This window comes from Bradyrhizobium sp. USDA 4503, from assembly GCF_054055815.1.
In genome coordinates this window covers 7,771,106-7,795,364 of sequence record NZ_JBSRXS010000001.1, presented here as the reverse complement: position 1 = coordinate 7,795,364, position 24,259 = coordinate 7,771,106, and the positions used below count along the sequence as shown (strand labels likewise).

The following is a 24,259-nucleotide window of genomic DNA, read 5'->3' as shown; positions in this document are numbered from 1 at the left end:
ATGCGCCAGATGCGCGAGATTGTGAGGTTGAGCCTTGAGGCTGGGCTCTCGACGCGCGTGGTTGGCGAGCGCGTCGGCATCGGACCGACGACGGTACGTGACACGCTGAAGCGGTTTGCGCGCGCGGGTCTGGCATGGCCGGTCCCGGAAGCGACAAGCGACGCCGAGCTGGAGCAACTGCTGTACGGGGTGCCTGGCGTGAAGCCCGGTCGTCGCAAGGTGGCCGAGCCTGACTGGTCCGTTGTTGCCCGCGAGCTCAAGCGCAAGCATGTGACTCTGCAGGTGCTGTGGGACGAGTACATTGCAGAGCATCCGGACGGGTACCGGTACAGCCGCTTCTGTGACTTGTTCCGCAATTGGGAAGGCCGGCTGCCGCTGGTGATGCGCCAGCACCACGGCGGCGGCGAGAAATTGTTTGTCGACTATGCCGGCGACACGGTGCCGGTGGTTGACCGTAAGACTGGCGAGGTGCGTGACGCGCACATCTTCGTCGCGGTCATGGGCGCATCCAGCTTGTCGTTCGCGCTGGCGACGTGGACCGAGCAGCTCGGCGACTGGATCGCGGGACATAACGCGGCCTACAGCTTTTTTGGAGGCGCGACGCAACTGCTGGTGCCCGACAACGCCAAGGTCGCGGTGATCAAGGCCTGCCTCTATGACCCTATGGTCAACCGCAGCTACAGCGATATGGCGCAGCATTACGGCACGGCGATTTTGCCGGCACGGCCGCGTCGCCCGAGAGATAAGGCGAAGGTTGAGGCCTGCGTCGGAATCATCGAGCGCTGGCTGCTGGGGCGGCTGCGCAACCGAACTTTTTACAGCCTGGCCGAACTCAACGGTGCGATCGCCGAGTGGCTGGCCAAGCTCAATGACGGACGGGTGCTGCGCCAGTATGGCCGCACACGGCGCCAGCTGTTCGAGGAAATTGACGCGCCGAATCTTAAACCGCTTCCCGGCAAGCCGTGGGTCCATGCCGAATGGCGCCGATGCCGGGTCGGGCTCGACTATCACGTCGAGGTCGAACGACACTACTACTCGGTGCCCTATCGCTTCGCCCGTCGCGAGGTAGAAGCGCGGATCTGTGCGCAAACGATTGAAATCTTCCTGGGGGGCGAGCGTATTGCCGCGCATATGCGCGGCAGCGGCAACGGGCGGCACACGACGATCAGCGCCCACATGCCCTCAAGCCACCGGCGCTATGGCGAGTGGACGCCGGCAAAGATCCGCAGCGAGGCAAGCCGGATCGGCCCGATGCTGCGCCTGCTGATCGACCGGATCATCGAGGATCGGCCGCATCCCGAACAGGGCTATCGTTCGTGCCTGGGGATCATCCGGCTTGAGAAGCGCTTTGGCGCCGAGCGCCTCGAGGCGGCCGCGCTGCGCGCAATTGAGATCCAGGCTCGCAACTACCCGAGCGTCAAATCGATCCTCGAGAAGGGGCTCGATCGCGTTGCAACGCCCACGTCCCCCGAGCGCGAGCCGATCCTACACACCAACATCAGAGGCTCGGACTATTACCACTAATAGGGAAGAAAATGCTGACACACCCCACGCTCCACTTGCTTACCCAGCTCGGCCTTACCGGCATGGCCGAAGCCTTTAAGAGCCTTGCCGACAACGAGGAGGTCCATGGCCTCGCTCACGCCGAATGGTTGGCGCTGCTGCTGGACCATGAAGCGACCTGGCGTAACAACCGGCGCCTGGCGCTTCGCCTTCGTAAGGCAAAGCTGCGTCATCATGCCGTGCCCGAGGATATCGACTACCGCGCCCCCCGTAGGCTCGACCGCCGCTTGTTCGACATGCTGCTCAAGGGAGACTGGATCAAGAACCACGAAAATTGCGCCATTGTCGGGCCGACAGGCATCGGGAAAAGTTGGCTTGGCTGTGCACTTGGTCACAAGGCCTGCCGGGACAACCACTCGGTACTTTACACCCGGCTGCCGCGGTTGTTCGAAGAACTGGACCTTGCCCGGGGCGACGGCCGACTCAGCTCGCGGATGAAGAGCATCGCCGCCGTCGAGCTCCTGATTTTGGACGATTGGGGCCTCCAGGCCATCGACGCCAACGCGCGGCATCATCTGCTCGAAATCCTCGAAGATCGCTACGGCCGTCGGTCGACGCTCGTCACCAGCCAGCTTCCAATTGCCAAATGGCATGAGCTCATAAACGACCCAACTTATGCTGATGCCATACTCGATCGCCTGCTTCACAACGCTCACAGGCTCGAACTGAACGGTGACTCCATGCGTCGTCCGCCCGTTCTTCCTCGGCCTTGATTACGCGGTCTGCCAATGAAGACCGAGACTGCAGCCCGCGAAGCTGACCGGCCGCTACGGCACTGTTGGGGGCGCGCGTCCGGTCAGCTTCGCTCCCATCGAGCGACACCATCAAACATGCGACGCGATCTCTTCGGCAGCCGCTTGACCACGGACTAACGATAGTGCCAATTGCCTTTAACGATCGGGTACTTCACCTGCGCGCGATCAGATCGGAACGCTGCGCGGCATCAGATTGGAATACCTGCGCGCGATCATCGGAATCCGCAATGCGAGCTTCGCGAGATAAAGATCACCGATTCCTTATGTCGAACCGCGAAGAAATTGCTTTGCACCGTCTTGCTGCAGGTCGCGATCTCACTCGCGACGCCTCCGCCAGTCATCATCGCTGCCGTCTTTAGCGGGGTGCCGATAGGTCGTTCGAGAGGATGATTTGTCTTCCTGCTGCCTAACAAGGCCTCAAGCCTGAGAGTATTAGCTTGCGGCAGTGATCAATCATCATCGAGCTATTCCGGTATCAAGGGGCCTGAACAGAAACTCGGTCGGCGCGGAAAGGCCGGCATGCACGATCCAGTTCACGGCCGCGTAAATGCTGCGTCATCGGTATGCCTGGCTCAGCGCGAGAGCACGTCGCAAGGTCGGCAGGACCGACAACGGAGGCCTCACCCGGGCGACCAGAGCCGCAGCCCTGACCTTCTTACATTTGATCAGCCAGATCCGGAGCCGCCCGGAACGAGCGGCAGTCAAATCAAGGGCGCCTCCTCCCACGGGAACGAGTGCGACAGCTCACTTCATGGGTCACTGAGCGACACCTCCTCAATTCGTCCATGATTCTACGTCGATAGTGGTCTTTCCAATCATCGGCTTGCTCTGCCACCCGCGACAGGGTTGCCTCCCAGGATAAGCGCTCCCCTACAATGTCTTCAAATACTCGAGAAGCGCGCGGCGGTCCTTATCGCTCAGTTCCGGACCGATGACCCCAGGCGGCAGCCTCGTAATATCGGTTTCCTTGCCCTCGAACGAATGCCCGCGATTACTGTTCCCGAGCAGCGATACGTTGAAGTCTGTCAATCCGGCTGCGCAGGCCTCGCTCGCTCGCGCTCTCGAAACAAGCCCAACATTGACAGGATCGAACTTGCGGCTACCGACGCAAAATGAGCTCGGGCGCCGGCCCTGCGGCAACAACATGTCCTTCAGCGTCGGCACCGATCCATTGTGCAGATACGGAGCTGTTGCCCAAACACCATCGAGCGGGCGCGCTCGGTATTGAGGTTCAAGAGCAAGGACTTCGTTGTCCTTGCTGTTACGGCTCACCCGGGCTCCAACATATGTTCGTGGGTTTTGGCAGTTTTTCCTCGGTCCCCACATCTGCTGCTTGACCGTTTCGGAAGAGTTGTTCGCCAGGTTCCATTGATCGATCGTCTTGCCCACCACGTCCATCAGGGCTAGCACAAATAGCGGGTCGGCCGCCCGATCGGTCGGAAGGCCGCAGCCCCAAGCTTTGTTGAGATCATCGACTGGATTGAGAGCGAGCGACTCGGGTAAGTGAACGCGCCGCGTCGTCAGGACGTTGGATTGTTGATGGTCAGTGCCGATCACGTTCACCGGGAGCTGAACGACGTTGAAATAGTGGCGTCCCCCGATCTCCAGCCAATTCTTCTCGTTTTTCGCAGAGCGATCCGGGTTCTCGGTCTTCCAGAAGGAATCTTCCGGCCACTTTGCGTCGAATGCGGGATCATTGACCGGTCCTCGGTGACATTCAAAGCAATGCGAGCGATAAAGATCCCGACCTTTCTCAACGAGTTTTTCGTCAATGGTCCAAGCCGGGTCGCCCGGGAACCTGTCCTGCGCGTCCTTCCATCGCGGCGCGACAAGCCCGTTGAATTTCCTGGCGCTCGCGTCCGAAGACGAAAAGGGATCGGTACCGCGCAAAAGCTCCTCGAAACGCGCGATCTCCGACAGATGGATGGATGATTCAAAAAGCGGCCGTCCCGGCGCGGGTGCCCGCATATTAACTTTCGCGCTGACGCCGAGCGCCTCGCCGGAATTACGAACAAGCTCGTTGAGCACAGAAGCGTCGTACTGCGCCCAAAGGAAGTACGGCGTGTCCCAGATTGGAGGAAAACTCACAGGCGCGTCGTTGCGCACGAAGTTGCTCTTGAGCAGCGGATCTGGGAGTTTTCCGGTCACAGGATCCAGAAAATTGGTGTAGAAGACCTGGTTGCCGATCCGGTTCAAGGCATCAAGTCGACCGAAACCCTCATCGAGATTCGCCACACCCTGTCCTTCCAAAAGTCTATCGCTCGCGGCTTTTTGCTCCTTGATTTTTTGAAGTGCGCGCTCCAGATCAGTTCGAAGTTTCTTGCGGTCAATGCTTCTACCTTCAATGCTTTCCAGCCTGTTGGCGAAGCGTTCGAACCGCCACGGCAGGATCAGCGTGTAGCCGATCGATAGTCCAATGACCCGTTCCACCTCACCGAGGTTGACCATCGCTGGTCCACCATCGAAGCGAATGCTGACGTTCTTGTACTCGAGATGACCGGTATGACAGGCAGCGCAGGTTAGTCCGATCTGATCTTCGTAGAAAGCCCCCGTTGCCGGATCGATGCCCCCTTTCAGAATTGCGAAGCCAACCGGCAAACCGGCCGGATTATCAGGCGTGCTCGGTGTCCAAATGTTGTCTTTCCCCTTCGCGTCCTCGTGGTAGCCGTATGCAGGTGAGCTCGCGTCAAAGTCCTTTGAGCTCGGACTGGGGATAAAACCAAGGCGTCGCAGATACTCATTGTCAGTCAAGCTCGTGTAACGGACTGATAGCTCAGGACGTTCGAGGGCCAAGAACCATCGATAGGGTACGGGAATGGTCGCCGTGCCCTGGGAGGTATGGTGGAACCAGTAACGCTGCCGCGAACTCCAGTTCTGGGGCAGCCAGTACGCGCTATCGATCTTCGACGGCGCCGGCAGCGTCGCCGGCAGCAGCTGGGCAACCATATTTGCGCCATTCTTGATCTTGAGCGCCGTATCGTGAAGCTTCTCCGGTGCAAAGTACGCCATGCCCGCTACCAGTGCCGCCACCACGAATACGATCGCGACCAAGAGACCGATGATGTGAGGCAACCGCCTCAGCCGGCCACCGACCCAAGAACTGAACGAACGTGCCCCCATGGCAATCCTCCTAGTTTCAAATAGTGCGCGTCGCCGTGCGAGCGCGCCGGACGATGACGGTCCTTACTTGTTCAGCAATTGGCTATTGATGAAGGAGACGACGTCAGCGGTCTCGGCTGCCGCGCGCCGTGTTATGGTCGCGGCCGTCGGGCCACCATGCAAGAACGATGGAAACCAACCAAAATTGCGAACATTCCAGTCTTCTTTCGGTAGAACAGCTCGGTTCACGCCGGGCACTGTGAAGCCTTGCACTTGCCTTTTGAGTGGCTGCGCTGTTTCTGTATGACAGCTCACGCAGTCCGTATTGAAGAAATGGCTCTTCTTCGTATCCGCGATGACATTGACGATTTCGAGTACGCGGCTATTGGGGACGTTGGCATCGATAAAATCGGCCGTCGAGACACCCTTGCGATCGGCCGGCAGCAAGGGAGGATTCTGCAGCGCCGCGTGCCGACAAGTAACTGGATTCTCGTTGTTCGTGACCGGCCGCGGGACGACGTGCGTTTCGCCGACGATGCTGAACATCTGCGCGGCATGAAGACCATCGAGAGTGGGGCCGGGCACTGGTATCAACCCCGCCTTTGGCACCCTTAACATCGAGACGAAAATCCAGGGTTCGGGCGGTGAGATGCCCATGACAGCCATGGTGTTGAGGCGCTGTGGCGAGAGATGCTTTTCCAGCAATGCTTTAACCGCATCACGAAACGGCTTTGCCGAGGTGCCGACCAGCCCCGGGTGCACGTTCATGTCACCGGCGGTCGAGATTTTGACATTGCCGAACTTTCCCACCGCGAGTTGATCACGCAAAGACGCAACGTCCCGCACGATCGCCTTGAAGGCTTCGTCATCAGGTTTGAAACGCGGGAATGGCGCACAACCATCAAGAGGTGCATCGGGTTCCAGGTTAAAACTGAAGATAAGGTGACCGGCAGTGTCATGGACCTTGAACCCTTGGGGCCCATTGGTCACCGGCTGAATGATCAGGCGGATTTGCGGCTGCCGGCCAAACTGGGCGATGACATCAGCAGATAATCCTGGGGCTCCCGGGTCGATCCGGATGCCCGCAACGAACCAGGCATCGATCCTCTTCACGCTGTCGGGCAGCTGAATGCGACGCGCGCCCGAGTCCGGCACGCCGTCGCGTTCTGGATGTTCAGCGTTGCCGATAAAGCGCGCGAAATCCTCGTCGGACAAAAGCCGCTGCGGAGCTCCAGTGGGACCCGCGAGATCGGATACCGCGATCAAACCAGCGAGGTCTGCTGGCGTCTTGGGTGGCGGAAACAGAATGGACACGTCGTTGGCCGAAAGCGGCTTTGATAGCGTCTGGGCCAGGGCTGTTCCTGCTCCCAAACCAATGGCAAATATCAGCCCCGCCGCAAACAGACTTGTAAACAGCCAACCAAACTTTGACCGGCGGATTTCAATTTTTGCCATTTCGGCAATTCCCATGTCAGATTGAAGAATCGAAAGTCCTATGTAGACATGACCGCTTCCGGCCACTCATAGTCGCAGCATGCACCCCTCAGATCAGGATGTTCACTCGCTGCCGTAGAATTTGCTTTGCAATGTCTTGAATTGAGTAGGATGCAACGCCTCATCTATGCAGCCGAGAAACATCTGGCTTCTTGCATTGACACGCTCCGTATCAGCCGGACCATGCTCCATGTCGGTTTGCAACGAGCGCACAGCGATCCAATCTTTCGAGCGATCCTTAAGCAGCTCGAACAGCGTACGGTTTTGATAGGAATGGAATCGAAAGTGAGCGAAAGCCACCTTGGCTGAGATCTTCGCATCACGCAGTGCGTCGGGAAGCGCAAGCAGATCAAGCCCAGCCAGATCTCCGACTTGCTGCATTTGATTCTGCGCTTCCTGATATTGCTCGCGTCCCACTAATTGATACATGCCTCGTGGACGATACAGCCAACCGTCATCCGTATCAGGCAAGTTTCCGAACGGGTTGGCCGCGTAACCAAGCACAAAGTTCGCCAATTCCTTGGGATGGTTGAGCAATGCGTCCATACCGAGGGGCGGTTTGTTCGCGGCCGTCAGGTCAGCGTTGTTCTTTTCTATTCGATCGCGCCACTTGCGTGGCATTTGCGAGATCGCGCTGTAAGAGAAGTCTTCACTGCTGCGTGTAAAATCGGCGCTGTCGTAGGAAATTGCGCCCAAAATATAGGCCAAGATCCGTGGATCGGTCTCCTCGATACGGTCCCATTCCTGCAGCAAGGCTTTGACCTGCTCGGCCTGGAAATAGGCCATATAGCTGTTTCGATATGGCGGCACGGGTGCAGGAGCCGGCGAATGGTCCTTGATCGATTGCGCCAGCCGATGCTCGTAGGCAGCAATTCTATCCTGGTATTTTTGATAGCCGCGCTCCTGCAGCCACTTGCTCTCATAACAGGCAAGTAGCGGCTGCGGTTTGATCTTTTGAGCGGGCTGGTACTCTTTGTCCAACTCGTCAGCGTAAGCAGCCTGGGCAAGCTTGGCGTCCTTGAGCGTTTCAAAGGCGGACGCGACGGATCCATTCAAGAGATGAAACACCTTTACCTGCAAGCAGTCCGCGTTGCTTTGCTTTTTGCGGGATTGATCGAAGTCGTCCTTCGGCACACAATCCCAAAAACGACCGCTGCTTAGCGAGATGATATCCTCGGTCTTCTGAGATAACGTCCAACCAAGCGGAAGGTTGTAAAACGAGCCTGTTATGTCGATGCGGCCGAACGTTGGAAAGCGCTGCACGCTGGAAGTTACATCGCTCGTTCGCCCACGATCGATATTGTTGGCGTGATTGAGCGCAACATAGGTTCGAGAGATACGTGTGCTCAAGAGCGCGCGCACCGGCTCCATGAGCTCACCGAACATGAAGGAACCGTGATCTCCGAACTGACCGCTCACCAGCGACAACAAATAGATCCGGAATTTGGGCGCGTCAGAGGTGCCCCTGATGCTGTTGAGTCGCTCGATCAAATCGAGCGCGGTCTCTATTCCCGAATTCTCGACATATCCGCCGTCGACCAGACGCGCCTGCGAGTTGGCGGTCACGCAATCATTCTTCAAGGGCACTGTCGCGGCCGGCGTCACCCATGGAAACCGAGCGCTCGTAAACGCCGCAGCGCTCAGCGGGATCCGCAGCGAGTGGCTCTTGACGGCCTGATCGACCCCGGTGCCCGCGCGATCAAGACTGGAGAGAATACAGAGGTCTTTGTCTTTCGCGTGGAGCGGGTCGATATCGAAGGGAGAGATAACAACGCGCTTGCCGCTGCCGGCATCTGTCGTATTCAACAGCAACGCCGGCATATTGTTGGATGGTGTCCAATGTGACTGAAAGTCGGCCTTTAGCAGGTTGGACTGATCGCCGGCGCCCTTTTGGGCCTTGAGCATTCTGTCTGCAGCATTCTCCAGCGTGTATTCCAGAAAACGCGCGCGGTCAAAGCTCGGAATAGCGACCGGAGAAAACAACTGGGTGAAATCTGTAAATAGAAACCCGGCAACCAACGGCGAGAGGAAATCGGTCTCCAAGATGCTTGCAACTCGCTGTTCTACCGGTCCAGAAGCATCAATATCCTCGGCCCGGCCGACGCCGGCCAGAAAGTCTGCGATCTTCGGGCACGTCTTTGCGTCGGGAGCGATCGCATCAAGTGGCGCATTGTCGGCATGAAGCGCAGCCGCGAAAACTGCTGAACCGACGCTTCCCCCGGAAACGCCACTTATCGCAAACAGATGTTGCCGAAATGCCGGACAGAGATCCTGCATTCTGGCAAGAAAGCGCGCCGCATTGTGGGCTGCGTAGATGCCGCCGCCTTGGGCAGCCACAATGAATACGGGATATTCTCCGAGCCTCTTGGCCTCCGCCACCCGCGGCTTTTGCAGAAGCCACTCACGAAACGCTTCAACTGCAGCAATGCGCTTTTCTTGCACTTGGCCGGTTGCTTCCGGCGAACTGCGCAGGCCGTGGCCATCGCTTCCAAGCAAGGAGGCAACCAGGAATAAGCCCCCAAAGACAACCGGTATATATGGGAAACTGAACCTGATGGTCAGTAGCGCAAAGTGAGTGGTGAGAGCAACCACGCACATCGTAAACAGCGCGATCACGCCGAACGATCCGACGAATTGCGCAAGCCGATCCGGAAGTACAACGAACCCTGTCGTCAACAGGACGATGACGCCGATCGTGAGCGCGAGGAATCTGTAGCGGGTGAAATAGGCAATGTTCGCCCGGCTCGCGAGCGCAGTCGAACGACCTTTCGATCCCATCCGCCAAGCGAAGACGACAAACGAGGCGAGCAAGATTAACATAGCGAACGCGAGAATAATGAGCATGTGCCGCTCGAAGGCGAGCGCCTGGTCCTGAATGCGGAAGATACTTCCGACTTCCTCGACCTCGCCGATCTTTTCAGCCGGCCGTGAGGCGAGCTGACCTGCCATCGCGGCGATGATCGGCAGCGCTCCGAGCACAACGGGAGCAGCTTTTATATAGAAGGCCAATTTTATATAGAAGGCCAAGCGGCCTGTAGCCGTGGGGATGTGAGGCAGGGTTGCGGCGGTAAGCTGAAAAGCCGCCGCCCAAATCGTTAGCGCAATCACTCCAAGGGCGACGAATTCCTTGAGCGTAATCCACCCGATGTCGTCAGCGGCTATCCGGTAGAGCTCCTGAATCTGATCTGGCAGGTACAGCAAAATTGAAATCACCACCGAGAGAACAACAATCCACCGGAGGTTGCGCAACAATGTAAACAGCTGCTCGCGCACAGTCATCGCGTCAATTTCCTACCGTCAACCGGACTTAGCCGCAGCGAATGAAATAGCCTTAGATTTTAGGAACTCGTAACTAGCCCCTTCGAAGCATTGCACCGCAGTTCGCAGCGGCTTGCCATCAAATGGACGAGCAACACCTATCGAGTACCGCGCTAAAATTTAGGACTTAACCTACAGTAGTAGCGCGATTTATCGAATATTCTGTTGAACGGTCAAGAGATTTTCGATTGCCGAGAGTCAAAACCGTAACGCCGGTGTTTTGCACTTTCGATCCGGCAGCTTGCGCACTTTTTCTTCGCTCATTTGCCTTGAGCGCAATAAAGCTGCATGCCCGCACCCTCGATCTCGTGATCGGTCCTCATCGACCGCAGCTCATCTCGCCGGATGTGGCTTACGGACACGTGGACCGCATGAGGCAATTGGCTACTTTGTTGAAGCCTCGTGACCTCACGCCCGCTCGCACTCGCCGATCCGCAACCGGCTTATCCACCATTAGGATAGCAATCTCGGCTCGTGTACGCGGTCGGTGGTGGTGGCTGGCGTTGCCCGAGCAGTGGCGCCGCTGAGCATTTTTACATTTCGGCCTTGCGCGATTCCTAGGCAACCCCATATCGCCGACCAGCAGGCGGGACCACTCGCACGAGTTTTTCCGACTTCTCCAGAGTTGAAAACCGCCGCTCCGTAAGGGCGGACGAACGCAGGAGCATGGCTTTGCGATACGTATCTGACCATCCAGGCCACGGCCGCCGCGACACGCAGCCGACACGGACCGATTGCCGCCGGAAGGCGGTGCTGCGATGACCATCATCAAGAGCTTCGCTGTCGGAAACGGCGACACGTTCTATATCCGGCACGCGAGCGACAACTTCACGCTCATCGACTGCGACCTGAACGACGACAACGCCGACACGATCATCAAGGAACTGAAGGAGCAATCGGCCGACAAGGGGATCACGAGATTTATCTCCACGCATCCCGACGACGACCACTTCGGCGGCATCGAGCTGCTCGACGCCGAGATGCCGATCCTGAACTTTTACGTGGTCAAGAACAAGGTCATCAAGGACGACGAGACGCAGTCCTTCAAGCACTACTGCAAACTCCGCGATGACAACGGCAAAGCGTTCTACGTCTACAAGGGATGTACGCGTCGCTGGATGAACCAGGGCAACGATGAGCGAGGTTCCGCCGGCATCAATATCCTGTGGCCGGACACGACGAACGCGCACTTCAAGCAAGCGCTTGCCGATGGCGAGAATGGGATCAGCTACAACAACATGTCTGCGGTGATCCGCTACGCCATGAACGGCGGCGCCAGCTTTCTGTGGCTCGGCGACCTCGAGACCGAGTTTATGGAAAGCATCACTGACAGCATCAAGCTGGAGAAGACCACCGTGGTGTTCGCGGCGCATCATGGCCGGAAGTCGGGCAAGATCCCCGACAGCTGGCTAGAAAAGCTCGATCCGCAGATCATCGTTATTGGCGAGGCGCCCTCCCGCCATCTGCATTACTACACCGGATATCAGATCATTACTCAGAACAGTGCCGGCGACATCACGTTCGAACTCGACGGCAATAAGGTTCACATCTATGCCTCGAACCCGACATACTCGCTGGACGATCTCGATAACGAGAACCAGAAGACCTTCTCTGGCTACATCGGCAGCATCACGGTCGAAACCGAGTATACGCTACAGCCCGCGAAATGACTGCCGCAAGCCGATCTAAGGTCCTCAAGGCCGGGAACATTAAGTGGCTCGTCATGCTGGCCATGCTCGACGCCGGCGCGCTCTTTCTGTTCATCGCGCCGGGCCTGGTGCAAGCCGATACGTTCACGGCTGTGCGCGCGAGCCTAGCGCCGGTGCTGCCTGTCGCGGTGCTGATCCTGAATGGGCTGCTCTCCCACGAGGCCAAGGCTCGTTTGGTCTACTGGAAGCTCGCCGACCCGCTGCCAGGCAGCGAAGTTTTTAGCAAGCATGCGCCTGCCGATGCGCGCATCGACATGGCCGCGCTCAAGCGCAACGTCGGCGTGCTGCCGACCGATCCGGCGGAGCAGAATGCGAAATGGTACAAGCTCTATAGGAGGGTGAGCCGTGATCCCGCCGTCGTGGAAGCACACAGACTGTACCTTGTGTACCGTGACATGGCGGCCATCTCGATCATGCTCGTCGCTCTCGTGCCGGCCGCACTCCTCTATACCGGTTCGCCCGGCATCGCGTGCGCGGCAGGCGGCGCACTATTCGCCGTGCAGTATCTGCTCTGTGCGATCGCAGCACGACACAGCGGCATTCGCCTTGTGACCAACGTGCTCGCGATCCATGCGACCAGGAAGGTCGCTGCTAGTTCGTGACCGATGAGGATCCAGCGCTGTATTGCTGTTGGCGACATCGAGCCTGAGCGGATTCCTCCAGGCAACGGTGCCACCGCAAGACAGACCAAAGCGGTGCGTGCCACCGGCGCATCGCCGCAACGACATAGCGGTCAGACGCAGCGCAGCGTAGTGAACCCGCGAGCATCGAGACGATCCTTGCTTGGAACCGGGAAGAGGGAAGTGATAACGACGAGGACATCGCAGTTGACGACTCGCCCGAGGCCGAGAGCCCGGCGAGACGTTCATGAGGGCTTTGCGCGAGGAATTGTTTACCCAGAGGGCCGAGACCGATCTTGAGGGCTAGGTAAGCGCGAGCGCATGGGGCATGATCTGCGAAGCCGGTTTCGGCCAAAGCACACGTCGCCGGCGTGAAGGAAGATCGGGGCAAGCGCTCTGCAAGCGGAGTTTAGGACTTTGCCGAGAAAGCGCGAATACGGCATCTGCCGCCTGACGGGCCTACAGGGCAAGTTTGTAAAGGCCCATCTCTTGCCCAAGGCGCTAACCCGGCCGGGCGTAGCCGGAACGCCGTTTGTGGAGACGTCCTCACATGGGGACCGGCCAAAGCGGTCGTGGAGCAGTTGGTACGACACTGAGCTCGTCACCGCCGACGGCGAGGCAATACTGGCCGATTTCGACAACGAGGCGATCAGCGAGCTGCGCAAGCAGAAGCTGGTGTGGAGCGGCTTTGGACCTCTGCAAAAGTTACCGCATGGGCCGGACCATGACGCGATCGGTGAGACGGGTCTGGGCTTGCGCAAGTTGCGCGGAACCGACTTCCGTGCCTTGCGACTGTTCTTCCTGAGCCTGCTATGGCGGGCCGCGGCCTCCAGGCACGAGGCGTTTGGCGGGGTTGCCCTTGCTGCGGACGAGCTCGCCGATCTCGGTTCGAGACTGGTTGCGCGCGATCCTGGATCCCCCACCTATTTCGCCGTTCATTTGATTCAGCTGTCGACGCTGGGCGCGGTGCAGAACCTGTCGCCATTCGGGAAGTTCATGCGAATTCCCGAGCTTGGCGACGTCAAAGCACACTCCATTCCGATCTTTCGGATCTATCTTGACGGATTGATTGCGCATATTCATCCGAACCGCGACACCGCCTATGACGGCAGAAAGATGGGCACGTTGGTTCTTGGCCAGTGCGATTTCACGGCGGTCCTCACTATTGAGTATGAGATATCGTTTCAGCATGAGGACATGCTGACGCGGCTTGCAGAAGCGTGGATCATCTGGCCCAATCTCATGGAGAAGCTCTAGCCGCAGCTCACACCGGACCCACGTCCTCGCAACGCGCATGGCGCGCGCCCCGAACAGCCGCCCCGGAATCCCACGAGCTGCCATTTGGCTTCGATGTCGTCGGCCGCACACTGCGGATTCGGTGCAGACTGATTGGTCGCCCCTACCCCGAAATACCCAAATGCTGCGCGAACTCGACATGCACCGACATGCGCTCATAGGACGAGCAGAACTGATAGACGTCCTTCACGGCATGCTCTGGGAGCTTGCGGGAGCCTGCAACATCGAGCGCGGCTTAACCTCGCTGGCAGCTGGCGTGGAACGCCGCAATAGGAGATGACGTCGGCGAGAGTATGCACCGTATAGGCGTCACGGCCGAAGCCGATCAGGAAGATGCGGTCGCAATTTTCGTAGGTGGCGGATGATCGCGGCATGGCAGTCGTTGGCAGTGATTGCTAAGGCCGGTCCCCATGCTGAGCAAGTTGTAGATCTTGCGTGTCCGCCGAAGTCGAGATGGCGGTCGGCGGCCGCGGATCCGAGCAGCGGATCGTAGAAGGCGACTTGCTCGGTGGGATCGATCCTTGTGTCAGTCCGACCCGGCAGACGCGGTACAGTTTGCAGACGCTGGTACGCACCTCATCGAAATTGATGCCGCCGGCTTAATCGGCGCCGTCCGAGAAGATGACGATATTCGTTCGAATAGCCCCCAAACTCTTCAGGCTAGCAATGGCCGCGCTGCAGGCAGTGCTCGCGGCCTTCCTGATCGGTGCGGAACGTCTCGACGAAGCCGCCCTGCCGCTGGCTGACGAAGACGGTCTTGCCGTCACTGCCGCCGAACGCCAGATTCGTCGGCTCCTTGGCTCCGAGCGTCACTTCTCGCTCGACGGCGCCGTCTGGCCGCAGGATGGCGATCGCGCCGCGCAGAATGCGGGCAACGAAGAGCCTACCGGCGACATCGGTGCGCAGGCCATCAACTGTATCGGGCTCAAATGTCCTGATCAGCTTCGCATCGGTAAGGCCGGCTTCGCCGACCGCATAAGACCAGATCTGGCCGGAATTGGACTCGCTCACATAGAGCCGCTTGCCATCGGGACTGAGATCAATGCCGTTGGTGGTGCCCATAGTGCGGGGCGCGGCCATCACCTCGCCGCCGACCGATCCATCGGCGGCGCGCGCAACGCGCCATATCCGGCCACTGCGTCCCTTCCAGTTCGGATCGCTGGCATAGATCGTGCCATCGCTTGCAAGCGTGATGTCGTTGGGCTGGTGCATCTGATCGGAGTGAAACCAGACCTCTGGCTCACGGCTCCCTGTCCTGAGCATGAAGATGTTGTGCTTCTTGTAGTCGGCAATGAACATGCTGCCGTCACGATTGATGCGGATCGCATTGCCGACGCTTCCTTCCGGTAAATCGATGAACTTCTCCGATCGCGTAGCGCCGTCGGCGAGCTTTCCGATGGTGCCCGGCTTGCCGATATTGACCACGAAGAGATTGCCTTCGCGGTCGGCCGCCGGCCCCTCAATGCCAAACGTATATTCACCGGCCGGCGTTGCCTGGCGGCTCTGAAAAAGCCGTGGCTCTCTAGCCGCGGCAGCGCCGCTCGTCAGCAGGATTTCACAACAGAGGCACCAGGAAATTGCTCTGGATGTAATAGCCATCGCCGTCGCTGCATTCGCCATTGAGGAAGGGGTCGGCTGGCCGATAGAAGCGGCTGTAGCCGGGCTTACCGGTGGCGTCCTTTTGTGTCACCACGACGACCTTAGTGGTCGGGATTTCGCCGCAGACCTTGCCGTCCTTGCTGAAAAAGGCGCGTTCGGGCCGGCCTTGCTTAATGCGCATGCGGGTCCCGGGAACCATCTTGCCGATCAGATAATCGGCAAAATTGAGAACCCGCGAATAGCCGGGCTCGGTCTTGGGCAGATCCTTGCCCCCCGGCGGCATCTGCTTCTCGGCCCCGATGCCGCGGAGCCGGATCCGCAACTTCCCGGAATCTGGGTCACCTGGATACATCCAGCCGTCCTGCCCCAACATGAAGCGCAGTACGGCCTCATCCTTCTCGGCGTCGCTCTGGCCGGCTTTGAGGCCGAAATCGGTATGACAGCCGACGCAGTGCTTTTCGACGAGGTTGACGCGGACCGAAGTGAGATAGCCGGACTTCTGCGCGTCCTGCTTGACGAAGGAAACCAACTCGTCGATCTGGGCCTGGGAGCGCATGTCGCACGGCAGCGGCGCCGGAAGCTCGCCGCTGGCGCGATCAATCCGGATGATCGTCTGGTTCTTGTCCTCAACCAGCCAGATCGCGCCATCGCTGGCAACCGTCAGGCCGACCGGAGCGCCGCGGGGTCGCGTGCCGTTAACGCGGTGCCAGCCCGAGATCAACTCCTCATAGGGCGCCGCCCTGACCGGACCGTCGTCGGTCTGAAACGCGCGTGTGGGCTCCGAGGCGCAGCTGACTTGGTAGCGAACCAGCTGTGGGCTGAGTTTGGGGAAGCCGTGGTCGTCGACATTGTAGATCAGGAGGCGGTTGCCGGTCGGCCGATAGCCGTGAAGGCTGATGAGCAACTTGCCCTCGAGCTCGGGGAATTTGCTGCCGTGATAGTACAGCATGCCGAGCGGCGCAGCATGAGGCGGCAACAGCGAATAAGGTTGCCTGTAGAGCGCAGCATTGTTGCAGAGGTTCTTATAGGGACCGGACTGCAGCACAGCCTTGAATTCCGGGCTTGCGGTCGAAAGGTCATAGCAATAGGGCCAGCCGTAGTGCTTGCCCTTCTCAAGCGCGTTGATCTCCTCGTTCGGCTTGAAGACGTCCTGCAGATCGCGGCCGTTTTCGCCCTGGAGGAAGGCATAACCCGGATCTGGAAAACGCGGATGGACGGCGAGCGCCATCGAATTGCGCAGGCCGCGCGCATAGATCTCGCGCGGCGGATTGGCATCGCCGGGCTTGAGCGCCGGGAATATGCCGCCTGCCGGCGGCGTAAACATCCAGATCGATGCAAGCGGCGACGGCCCCTCGCCCGCCGAACATGGCTTGGTGATCGGCGCCCTTGCAATGCAGTCGTCGCTGTGCGAGCCGATGTTGACGAAGATACGCCCCAGCCGGTCGAAGATGAAATGCTTCAGCGAATGGCTGCTCTCGGCGATCCTTGTGCCATCCGGCAACGTGATTTTGCGGCCCGGCAGCCCCTGTACAACCACCTCCATCGTGCTACGGGGATCAGCCGCGAGCGGATCGAAGCGGAAGATCATCTCTGCAGTCGACGCATAGACCTTCCTGTCAGGCCCGATCGCCAGTCCGAACGGATATTCAAGGTTGGTTATCGCCTCCTTGAGGCGCTTGCCCTCGGCCGCTCGCGGATCGAGCACCAGGAGCCGACCATTGGTACGATTCCACCCTCCCATATCAGCGACTACGAACAGGTCGCGACCAGGGATCTGCACGATTGAACGGGGAAACTCGAGGCCGTCCTCTTCACTCACGACAAGACCGGCACAAAAGTTCGTCTTCATGTCGATCTGAATCCGGGGGAAAGCCCCGCAGCGATCGGAGCCAACAGCATAGCCGCCTTTGCGGGCTTGCTCGGCAAGGCTGACCGTGCCGGATGCCGCGAGTATCATGGCATTGACGGCCAAAACTACTGCGGCACAGAAGCTCATGGCATGCCGCGACCCTAGGCCGAATGCCCAGCGATAAAATAAGCTCACCAGAAGCGCCCCAATCATTACAAGAGGAAGGTACTGCCCAAATCTATAGCCGTGGGCATTGCACAACCTTTACGATAGTCAGGTACCGCGAGCAATGCTCAATCGCAGTCCGTCGGCATTAACGTTTTGGTCCATTTTGTACAGACTTTATGCGCCGACGACGCGCGCGTCTCTGACGACGCGCCGGATCAGAATCAAAACTGGCGAACTTCGTTTCTATCAAGCTTGAACTTTGCCCGCCATTGATCCCCCGCTCGTTCAAGGGGGCCTGTTCAAAGGTAAGGGCAGGCAAACGAGAGAGAAGTGTTCGGCGCAGCGCCTACGGGAAGTTGGCTGCTAGACGGAAGGCAGAAGGTTTCATTCTCGACCGCGTTGTCGAGATACTTGTTGGTCGGCTTGAGGATGTGCGTCATAGGCGCTCCCGTCGAGCGCGAGGCCGATGCCACCGTCTGGGTATCTGACGATTGGAAGTTTGTCCTGCGCGCCGGCCAAGGACATGTGGATGCCCTTTTCGCCGACGAGAAGCGGTTTCTCCGGAAGTCGGCGGATCGCTCCGCGAACTCGGCTTCCGTCAGACGAGATAACGTGGTCTGCGCCGGGCGCCGGTCGGCGGGACGATACACCTCGAGCGCGCCGGGAAGACCCTCTCCCCAGTTCTCCCAGAAGCGCGAAAACATCGGCCTCCGGAATCTTGGGGATCGTGCCTACCGTGGCGAGGGTTCGTCCTTCGGGCAGCAGGTTCAGAAACCACCGGTACACGACGCCCGGTTCATGGACCCGTTGCGCCAACGGCATGCGGGTAGAAACCGCAAACGCCTGCGGATCCGCCGTCCATGCGTCGTCGTACACGAACTCGATGTCTTGGATCCCTTCTGAGCGACGGCGCAGCAGTCCGACGAGCTTGTCTCCGAAGATCACTTCGAGAGTTTCACCGGCACCACCGAATTTCTGCGTGTCCTTCATGGGTGAAATTGTTCTGGGTCGAAGGGTTCGGTATCGTCGGCCGTCGGCCGTGCCGGCGGCGCCGGGTTCATCTCGGCAATCAGCGTTATGCCGAGCGCGCTGAGCAGCCGAAGGACGAGCCCCACTTGACTGGTTCGCTTGCCATTCTCGATGTCGACGATGAACCGCACGCCGACGTTCGCCGCGAGCGCTAGGTCCTGCTGCCGTAACCCAAGCGATCGGCGTCGCGTCGGTTCCGAATGGCTTCGCCCAGTTCCGACGTTGTTGTGATAGTCCATTTCCCGAGCGGGAATATCTAGGTTGGGAACCAGTTGGCCAAGCCGAAATTTACTGAGCGGTAAATTCATTCCACCATCCTGGCTGGCCACCGGTTTTTTTCCCAATCGGGAACCTGCGCGCCAACGGAGGCCAATTCTCAAACGTTCCTGGTCGCGCCACGAGCCGCTACCGCGCAAATGCGCAGAGCATTGCCGGACAAATCGCGGCGTACTCTCGAGACCGAGTGACGTCTCCCGCAGCGCGACAACCTCATGATTGCGGACCTTCACGGCACCGATCTCGCTGATGCGGTCGCCATTCGTGCCGGTTGTCTCGATGCCAACCACCGAAGCAACCGTGCTCGGGGTCGAAGCGGTGAAGCGGTAGCACAAACGCAACAATCCGCCACCACGTGAGCGGACGCCGGCCAGGGGCACCAAGTAAAAAAACATGAGTAATAACAATAGCTTGATGTCCCAATTCGAATCCTGATTTTCAGGAGAATTTGGCCGGCGCATTTGAAAACATTGGTAAAAGTTCGCGGAAGCGCCCGCTGCAGACGACCGTGTTGTTGGTAGTTTTGTTGGTATCAAGGGGCAAACGTTCACAGCGAATTTCGCGATTCCCGAACGAGGGAATTGAGCAGATGGCCCGCAAGAACGATGGCGCGAGCGCCAAGACCATCCTCAATCTCATCCGGAAACAGCGTAAGAAACTTGAGGTGGCGTGCTCGAATCAGTTGAAGGTCGCGAGCCGTTCAACGGCAAGGTCGACAAGGCGATCCTCGAACAGCTTCAGCTTTCGCGCTGCTGAAGCCTCGCCGCCTGTCCATCTCTTGAGCGCTGTCTTGATCGATTCCCGATCCGCGGCAACGCCGTCATTTTGGATGAGCCAGCAGATAGTTGCCAGAAGCTCCATACCCAATGGAGACTCGAAGCCGTCGATCAGCGTCGCAGTCGCTTCGAGTGCGGGCAGGAACGCCTTTGCATCACCCGACCTCAGATAGGCTGCTATTTTGTCTCGTTTGGCGTCCTCGAACCAGATTACATCGAATGGACTGGCATCGCCGATGCGCTTGCCACAATGTAAATAGCTGCCGTCGAGACCGTTGAGCAGATGGGTCAATCGAGGAGCGTACGGACCATATTTATCGGCCTGAAAACGCAGATCGAGCGGGTTCTCTAATTCCAGCTTCTCGATGCTGCGCTCCAGGAAGTACGCCAGCTTTTGGATTTCGAGCAAGGAGCATTCGATTCCGAGTATCCAATACCTGCGAACCAGCTCAGCGACGAGCGCACGCGCCGGCGTCAGCTTCTCGACGCCGGCGCGCTTTGACACATTCTGGTATTGGTCCGTAGGCTCATAGACGATCACGCTGACGTCGTTCAGTGTTCCGAGCGCGGCTTCAATCTTGGGACGCACGTCCGGCCAATTGAGACCTCCGTTCCCGCTCCCGAGCGGCGGAATAGCAATCGAGCGAACCTTCTTCTCAGTGATGACGCCCTTTAGATCCCTCAGACCACTCTCAATCCACTCCATCTTGGAGGCGCCGCGCCAATGCTGCTTGGTAGGGAAATTGATGATCCATTTCGGACCGATCAATGCTTGGCGTTCGGTAACGAACATGTGGCCGACCCTGACTACCTTCTTCTTGCAGGCCGCCTCGTACGCTTTGAAGTTCTCAGGATAAGCTTCCTTAAACATCAAGGCGACGCCCTTCCCCATCACACCGACCGTGTTCACGGTGTTGACCAATGCTTCGGCCTTGGAGTCGAGCAGATTGCCACGCGTAAATTTGATCATCAGAAGTACCAATCGGGCTTCTTGACCACGGTCATGGTGCGGTTGCGCTGCGCCAATGCCGCATTCAGTGACTTGAGCACATCGTCGTTGTAGCAGACGAGCCCCGACAGGGCGTCGACTAGGAGATGCTTGTGGACAAGAGCTTCGGCCTGGTAGCGTTCTTTTTTCGACGGATCGTCCGGATCATTGCGGAAATCTCGTCGTTGCAGCATGTCCCAATCGATCTGATCCAGGCGGGTAAGATCGGAGTAGAATTGCGCGGCGACAAGAAAGGCGTGCCGGTCAAGCACCGCAGCAAGCGCAAGCATCTGCGAACGGGTGGCGCGGGCAAGGAAGCCGTGTTCTCTCTGGTCGAGCGTGGCGGCAAGGTCAGCATCTCGTACTCTGTCTGCCGTTGAGACACGTCTAGATATTTGCGCTCAGCTTGCGCCAAGGCAGAGAGAAGCTTGCGGAGCTTATCCACGAGGGCATGTGCGAGCACGTTCCCCCTTTGACCAGGATGGCCCTCTATGTGTAGCGTTAGGTCTTTGTGGGGCATCTTTATTCGCCTTCCACGACCGAAGACGAGTCCCGGTAGGTCAACCTCTTTCCAACAATACCACAAAGCACCTTGGTTGTGCGAGCCTCGTCGGACACGCCCAGAGCCATCCTTTTATACCTAAAATCGAACTCAGCCAGATAGCGCTTCAAATGCTGTCAAGTATATAATTCCCGCGATGGATGAGGTCCGGCAGGCTGCGCCCCATGCGGTGATCTTGAATGCTCAGCGTGCAAGGTTTGAGGTCGCGGGCGGTAACTATCGGCTGATCGTAATGATCCATTTCCGGAGACAAATCGCCTACGTGAATTTCATCGGGACCCATGCCGAATGCGACAAAATCGACGCTTTGACGGTTTCGATGTTTCAGAGGACGCAACATGGAAATTCGCCTGATCAAGAACGATGGGGACCATGCCGCAGCGCTCGCGGAGATCGCGAAGCTTTGGAATGCTGTCGAAGGTTCGGAGGATGACGACAAGCTCGATCTTCTCGCGACACTGGTCAGCCGCTACGAGGCGACCCGCTGGCCGATCGATAGTAACATGGATCCCATCGAGCTTATCCAATTTGCCATCGATGAACTCGGACACACCCAAGCCGAACTCGCGGAGCTGCTCGGACCGCGATCGCGTGCATCAGAGGTTTTGAATCGGAAGCGCGCTCTCTCGATCGATATGATCCGGAGGATCAACGAAGCTTGGAAGCTTCCTCTTGAGCTTCTGATCAAGCCGTACTCATTGCAGCCGGCCGCCGCCTGAGCGACGACGCGCTCGCACGGCCTGGATGGGCGCGCTTGCGCCTCGTCCAATCGCTATCTGGAACTGCCCCCGCCGTGAAGAACTGCCCCTAGCAACAGTTGAGTCGTCGGATTTTATGAACCGACTGCTGCGCTTCCGGCACAGGATCGCTCGTTTCGGACAAAGCGGCCCGTTGAAATAATCGGCGCGGTTCGCATCGCTCGCGGATCCAGTGACGGGCGCGACGCGCCCTGACGCCAGAAGCCGCATCATAGATGCTGCTGCAGCCATTTTCTCGCGGCGCTGCCGGCGTATTGTAACCAATCCTGATTCGTACTTCTCCGGCGATGGATCAGTCGGGGTCATTTCGATCGGCGTCATTCGAGCGGTACCGATAAAGCGCCGGAGACGACCTCCTGCCGTGCTCACAGACCGTCCGGCCCTTGAGCGGCAGGCTCGGAGCAGGGCCAACCGCGACCACATCAGTCCGCTCATGAATTCGGCCAAATTCGCGACCGCGGACCACCAAATAGCGGAAGACCACAAAGGCGAGCGCTATTACGATGAGGATTTGGCGTGTTCGAGGCGGTAGCTGCTCCTAAGCTGCCCAGGCGCGCGGAACCGTTCTGGCTCTGGCGCCGTGGCCTTTCCGCGGACCGGAGACTCCGCCCAAAGGCAGATTCGGTGCACACCAAGCTGATCCGGAAGCTCGCGGAGCTGCCGGACGATTTCAGCGCATCCGGAGGTCAATCGTCCTCTCCACGCAGGACGTTCGCGGCGCTCGAACTCACAGAGTGGCCGCTTCGTGTAGGGAGAAGCCGATGCGCGTAACGAGGTCGTCGCAGCCGCGCGCCTTTCGTTGGCGGATGATTGACGACTCTATGACTCTGGTCGAACTACTCGTCCTCCGGGAAGTCGTCGGCATCCAAAAGCGTCAGCGCTGTCTGAGCGCCTGATTTCGCGCAACGAGCTTTGCGACTGTCGACATCTGGGTTTCCGCTATGCACGGCAAACAGTTTCGCTATGCATCCGAGTACGCCGACGACCTTGGCAGCAATGGTGGATTGCTTCAGGTGACCATTTGCCAACAACCAACAACAAAGGCTACCGAGGATGGGCTCGCACCCGAACGAGCAAACCCGGATTCAGCTGTTCGTATGTGATTTCGCCTTCGAGCTGCTCGGTGAGCAGAAGCACGATTCGGGAGCCCAGCCCGCCCGACTGCGCTCCCTCTCGGAGGCCGACGCCATTGTCTGAGGTCGACAACTCGATGCCGTCCCCTTTAGATAACGAGACCACGATATGGCCCGGACTGTCGGCGGGAAAGGCGTATTTCAGTGAGTTCGTGACGAGCTCGTTCGTAATCATGCCTATCGCGAGCGCGTGATTGTTCGGCAGGTCGATATCGTCGCAAACCACCTGGAAGGCGACCGGCCCGGACGGAGCCAAGGAATGGAAGACCTTTTCGACAACGTCATTCAGGAAGTCGCGCATGTTCACCGAGCGCGAGTCCTCCTTCAGCAAGAGATGATCGTAGACCTCGGCCATCACTTGCACTCTGCGCGCTGTGGCCTCTAGCGCAGCTGCGACCTCCGGCCCGCCGTGCCTTGCCTCAAGCCGGATCATGCCGCCGAGAATAGCAAGATTGTTTTTCGTCCGGTGCGCCATCTCCTGCAGCAGCACAGTCTTCGTCTTGTCCGCCAGCATGACCCGCCGGAGTTCGGCTCGCTGGAATTCGGCTATGGTGGCTGTCCCGGCGGCCGTGATAACAAAGAGCGCATTCGGTGCAAGGAAATCAATGGCGAAGTGGCCCGCGTAGGTGACGTAGGCGCCCACGGCGATCGCGATGATCGCCGCGAATATTCCGGACCCGCGATCAAAAATTAGGCCCGACAGAAACACGCCGGGGAGTAGAAGGAAGTATCCCGGCGCCCCGGTCTCCATCTGAAGCGCGATCTGCAGGACCGCGCACACCACCATAATGCACGCCGAGATACAGTACCGAACCAGGCTCGGAAGCCGGTGCTCCAGAACTAGCGGGTAGAGCCTGTTCATGGAATTCAAGCCGCGCGATTAAAATTCAGTAGCCATTAATTTGCCCACCCGCCCCACAACATGGCAAGGGCAATCGGAGCCTCACCCATGCGAGGACTTCGTCCTACCACTTTGTAACTCAACAGCGCTCGTCGGAGCGCAGGAGCATGCGCCGGCCGCGCGCTCGATTGCGGATCCGCAGCCTGGTCCCATATGGCTGAGTGAGCTCCTCCTCATCGCCCGGAGCTCGGTTCAGGACGAGCGGCGCTTTTCGCAAATCGCGGTCCCGAGCTAGCCCGCTTACTTTCTCGTTGGCAGCTCGGGCGGTCGACCGAGTTCGCCGACGTCCGTCAGCATCAGAGCCGCGCACGCAGCACGACGATAAGCCCGGTTCCGCGGCTCCCTTTCCATAGTATCCTGCGGCCT

At 58.8% G+C, this 24,259-nt stretch carries 18 protein-coding genes and 1 pseudogene; 7 read left to right on the top strand and 12 right to left on the bottom strand.

What is annotated here, in order from left to right:
- Together istA and istB are read left to right on the top strand one after the other, a co-directional pair.
- Positions 1-1,524 (top strand): IS21 family transposase, encoded by a 1,524-nt coding sequence (gene istA, locus ACVMIH_RS36885; protein ID WP_456865219.1) that lies wholly within the window; start codon positions 1-3, stop codon positions 1,522-1,524.
- An 11-nt stretch (positions 1,525-1,535) separates the two neighbouring features.
- The gene (gene istB, locus ACVMIH_RS36880) at positions 1,536-2,276 is read left to right on the top strand and encodes an IS21-like element helper ATPase IstB (protein WP_253624463.1); all 741 of its coding nucleotides are present in this window, start codon (positions 1,536-1,538) and stop codon (positions 2,274-2,276) included.
- A 912-nt stretch (positions 2,277-3,188) separates the two neighbouring features.
- Here the strand turns inward: istB and ACVMIH_RS36875 are convergent.
- The 3 genes from ACVMIH_RS36875 to ACVMIH_RS36865 all read right to left on the bottom strand — a co-directional run bounded on the left by ACVMIH_RS36875 (position 3,189) and on the right by ACVMIH_RS36865 (position 10,190).
- On the bottom strand, positions 3,189-5,438 hold the full coding sequence (locus tag ACVMIH_RS36875; RefSeq protein WP_456865216.1) for a di-heme-cytochrome C peroxidase: 2,250 nt from the start codon (positions 5,436-5,438) through the stop codon (positions 3,189-3,191).
- A 63-nt stretch (positions 5,439-5,501) separates the two neighbouring features.
- Positions 5,502-6,887 (bottom strand): hypothetical protein, encoded by a 1,386-nt coding sequence (locus ACVMIH_RS36870; RefSeq protein ID WP_456865213.1) that lies wholly within the window; start codon positions 6,885-6,887, stop codon positions 5,502-5,504.
- 87 nt (positions 6,888-6,974) lie between these two features.
- Positions 6,975-10,190 carry a hypothetical protein gene (locus ACVMIH_RS36865; protein ID WP_456865210.1) on the bottom strand — a complete coding sequence of 1,072 codons (3,216 nt, stop codon included), beginning with the start codon at positions 10,188-10,190 and terminating at the stop codon, positions 6,975-6,977.
- A 797-nt stretch (positions 10,191-10,987) separates the two neighbouring features.
- On the opposite strand from ACVMIH_RS36865, the gene ACVMIH_RS36860 reads away from it, so the two are divergent.
- From ACVMIH_RS36860 to ACVMIH_RS36850, 3 genes are all read left to right on the top strand, one after another.
- Positions 10,988-11,899 (top strand): ComEC/Rec2 family competence protein, encoded by a 912-nt coding sequence (locus ACVMIH_RS36860; RefSeq protein WP_456852776.1) that lies wholly within the window; start codon positions 10,988-10,990, stop codon positions 11,897-11,899.
- 53 nt (positions 11,900-11,952) lie between these two features.
- The gene (locus ACVMIH_RS36855; RefSeq protein WP_456865207.1) at positions 11,953-12,540 is read left to right on the top strand and encodes a hypothetical protein; all 588 of its coding nucleotides are present in this window, start codon (positions 11,953-11,955) and stop codon (positions 12,538-12,540) included.
- A gap of 435 nt (positions 12,541-12,975) precedes the next feature.
- A complete protein-coding gene (locus ACVMIH_RS36850) occupies positions 12,976-13,815 on the top strand; it encodes a hypothetical protein (RefSeq protein WP_456865205.1) in 840 nt (279 codons plus the stop codon).
- 194 nt (positions 13,816-14,009) lie between these two features.
- Here ACVMIH_RS36850 and ACVMIH_RS36845 read toward each other — a convergent pair whose 3' ends face one another.
- From ACVMIH_RS36845 to ACVMIH_RS36810, 8 genes and pseudogenes are all read right to left on the bottom strand, one after another.
- On the bottom strand, positions 14,010-14,228 hold the full coding sequence (locus tag ACVMIH_RS36845; RefSeq protein ID WP_456865202.1) for a phospholipase effector Tle1 domain-containing protein: 219 nt from the start codon (positions 14,226-14,228) through the stop codon (positions 14,010-14,012).
- Positions 14,229-14,514: 286 nt separating this feature from the next.
- Positions 14,515-15,453, bottom strand: a complete 939-nt coding sequence (locus tag ACVMIH_RS36840) for an SMP-30/gluconolactonase/LRE family protein (protein WP_456865199.1) — start codon at positions 15,451-15,453, stop codon at positions 14,515-14,517.
- Positions 15,410-17,410, bottom strand: a complete 2,001-nt coding sequence (locus ACVMIH_RS36835) for a PQQ-dependent sugar dehydrogenase (protein WP_456865196.1) — start codon at positions 17,408-17,410, stop codon at positions 15,410-15,412. Before ACVMIH_RS36835 ends, ACVMIH_RS36840 begins: the two co-directional genes overlap by 44 nt.
- A gap of 444 nt (positions 17,411-17,854) precedes the next feature.
- On the bottom strand, positions 17,855-18,460 hold the full coding sequence (locus ACVMIH_RS36830; protein ID WP_456865193.1) for a HipA N-terminal domain-containing protein: 606 nt from the start codon (positions 18,458-18,460) through the stop codon (positions 17,855-17,857).
- On the bottom strand, positions 18,457-19,236 hold the full coding sequence (locus tag ACVMIH_RS36825) for a helix-turn-helix domain-containing protein (protein WP_456865191.1): 780 nt from the start codon (positions 19,234-19,236) through the stop codon (positions 18,457-18,459). Before ACVMIH_RS36825 ends, ACVMIH_RS36830 begins: the two co-directional genes overlap by 4 nt.
- Positions 19,237-19,453: 217 nt before the next feature.
- Positions 19,454-20,521 carry a type II toxin-antitoxin system antitoxin DNA ADP-ribosyl glycohydrolase DarG gene (gene darG / locus ACVMIH_RS36820; protein ID WP_456865189.1) on the bottom strand — a complete coding sequence of 356 codons (1,068 nt, stop codon included), beginning with the start codon at positions 20,519-20,521 and terminating at the stop codon, positions 19,454-19,456.
- Positions 20,521-20,829, bottom strand: a complete 309-nt coding sequence (locus ACVMIH_RS36815) for a DarT ssDNA thymidine ADP-ribosyltransferase family protein (protein ID WP_456865186.1) — start codon at positions 20,827-20,829, stop codon at positions 20,521-20,523. Before ACVMIH_RS36815 ends, darG begins: the two co-directional genes overlap by 1 nt.
- A 232-nt stretch (positions 20,830-21,061) precedes the next feature.
- A pseudogene (locus ACVMIH_RS36810) lies at positions 21,062-21,214 on the bottom strand (IS1595 family transposase); the annotation flags it as partial.
- Between the two features lie 23 nt (positions 21,215-21,237).
- Between ACVMIH_RS36810 and ACVMIH_RS36805 the strand changes: the two are divergent.
- Together ACVMIH_RS36805 and ACVMIH_RS36800 are read left to right on the top strand one after the other, a co-directional pair.
- Positions 21,238-21,534 (top strand): type II toxin-antitoxin system HigB family toxin, encoded by a 297-nt coding sequence (locus tag ACVMIH_RS36805; RefSeq protein ID WP_456865183.1) that lies wholly within the window; start codon positions 21,238-21,240, stop codon positions 21,532-21,534.
- Positions 21,440-21,820 (top strand): helix-turn-helix domain-containing protein, encoded by a 381-nt coding sequence (locus ACVMIH_RS36800; protein ID WP_456865180.1) that lies wholly within the window; start codon positions 21,440-21,442, stop codon positions 21,818-21,820. Before ACVMIH_RS36805 ends, ACVMIH_RS36800 begins: the two co-directional genes overlap by 95 nt.
- Before the next feature lie 1,083 nt (positions 21,821-22,903).
- Here ACVMIH_RS36800 and ACVMIH_RS36795 read toward each other — a convergent pair.
- A complete protein-coding gene (locus ACVMIH_RS36795) occupies positions 22,904-23,854 on the bottom strand; it encodes a sensor histidine kinase (RefSeq protein ID WP_456852800.1) in 951 nt (316 codons plus the stop codon).
- Positions 23,855-24,259 lie beyond the last annotated feature (405 nt).

What these genes read in the sequence shown, in the direction of transcription:
- istB (WP_253624463.1), top strand. Translation starts at nt 1,536, where the DNA reads ATGCTGACACACCCCACGCTCCACTTGCTTACCCAGCTCGGCCTTACC.
- ACVMIH_RS36795 (WP_456852800.1), bottom strand. Translation starts at nt 23,854, where the DNA reads ATGAACAGGCTCTACCCGCTAGTTCTGGAGCACCGGCTTCCGAGCCTG.
- darG (WP_456865189.1), bottom strand. Translation starts at nt 20,521, where the DNA reads ATGATCAAATTTACGCGTGGCAATCTGCTCGACTCCAAGGCCGAAGCA.
- istA (WP_456865219.1), top strand. Translation starts at nt 1, where the DNA reads ATGCGCCAGATGCGCGAGATTGTGAGGTTGAGCCTTGAGGCTGGGCTC.
- ACVMIH_RS36815 (WP_456865186.1), bottom strand. Translation starts at nt 20,829, where the DNA reads ATGCTTGCGCTTGCTGCGGTGCTTGACCGGCACGCCTTTCTTGTCGCC.
- ACVMIH_RS36800 (WP_456865180.1), top strand. Translation starts at nt 21,440, where the DNA reads ATGGAAATTCGCCTGATCAAGAACGATGGGGACCATGCCGCAGCGCTC.
- ACVMIH_RS36830 (WP_456865193.1), bottom strand. Translation starts at nt 18,460, where the DNA reads ATGAAGGACACGCAGAAATTCGGTGGTGCCGGTGAAACTCTCGAAGTG.
- ACVMIH_RS36875 (WP_456865216.1), bottom strand. Translation starts at nt 5,438, where the DNA reads ATGGGGGCACGTTCGTTCAGTTCTTGGGTCGGTGGCCGGCTGAGGCGG.
- ACVMIH_RS36870 (WP_456865213.1), bottom strand. Translation starts at nt 6,887, where the DNA reads ATGGGAATTGCCGAAATGGCAAAAATTGAAATCCGCCGGTCAAAGTTT.
- ACVMIH_RS36840 (WP_456865199.1), bottom strand. Translation starts at nt 15,453, where the DNA reads ATGGCTATTACATCCAGAGCAATTTCCTGGTGCCTCTGTTGTGAAATC.
- ACVMIH_RS36855 (WP_456865207.1), top strand. Translation starts at nt 11,953, where the DNA reads ATGCTGGCCATGCTCGACGCCGGCGCGCTCTTTCTGTTCATCGCGCCG.
- ACVMIH_RS36805 (WP_456865183.1), top strand. Translation starts at nt 21,238, where the DNA reads ATGGATGAGGTCCGGCAGGCTGCGCCCCATGCGGTGATCTTGAATGCT.
- ACVMIH_RS36845 (WP_456865202.1), bottom strand. Translation starts at nt 14,228, where the DNA reads ATGCCGCGATCATCCGCCACCTACGAAAATTGCGACCGCATCTTCCTG.
- ACVMIH_RS36865 (WP_456865210.1), bottom strand. Translation starts at nt 10,190, where the DNA reads ATGACTGTGCGCGAGCAGCTGTTTACATTGTTGCGCAACCTCCGGTGG.
- ACVMIH_RS36835 (WP_456865196.1), bottom strand. Translation starts at nt 17,410, where the DNA reads ATGATACTCGCGGCATCCGGCACGGTCAGCCTTGCCGAGCAAGCCCGC.
- ACVMIH_RS36860 (WP_456852776.1), top strand. Translation starts at nt 10,988, where the DNA reads ATGACCATCATCAAGAGCTTCGCTGTCGGAAACGGCGACACGTTCTAT.
- ACVMIH_RS36825 (WP_456865191.1), bottom strand. Translation starts at nt 19,236, where the DNA reads ATGCGCCGGCCAAATTCTCCTGAAAATCAGGATTCGAATTGGGACATC.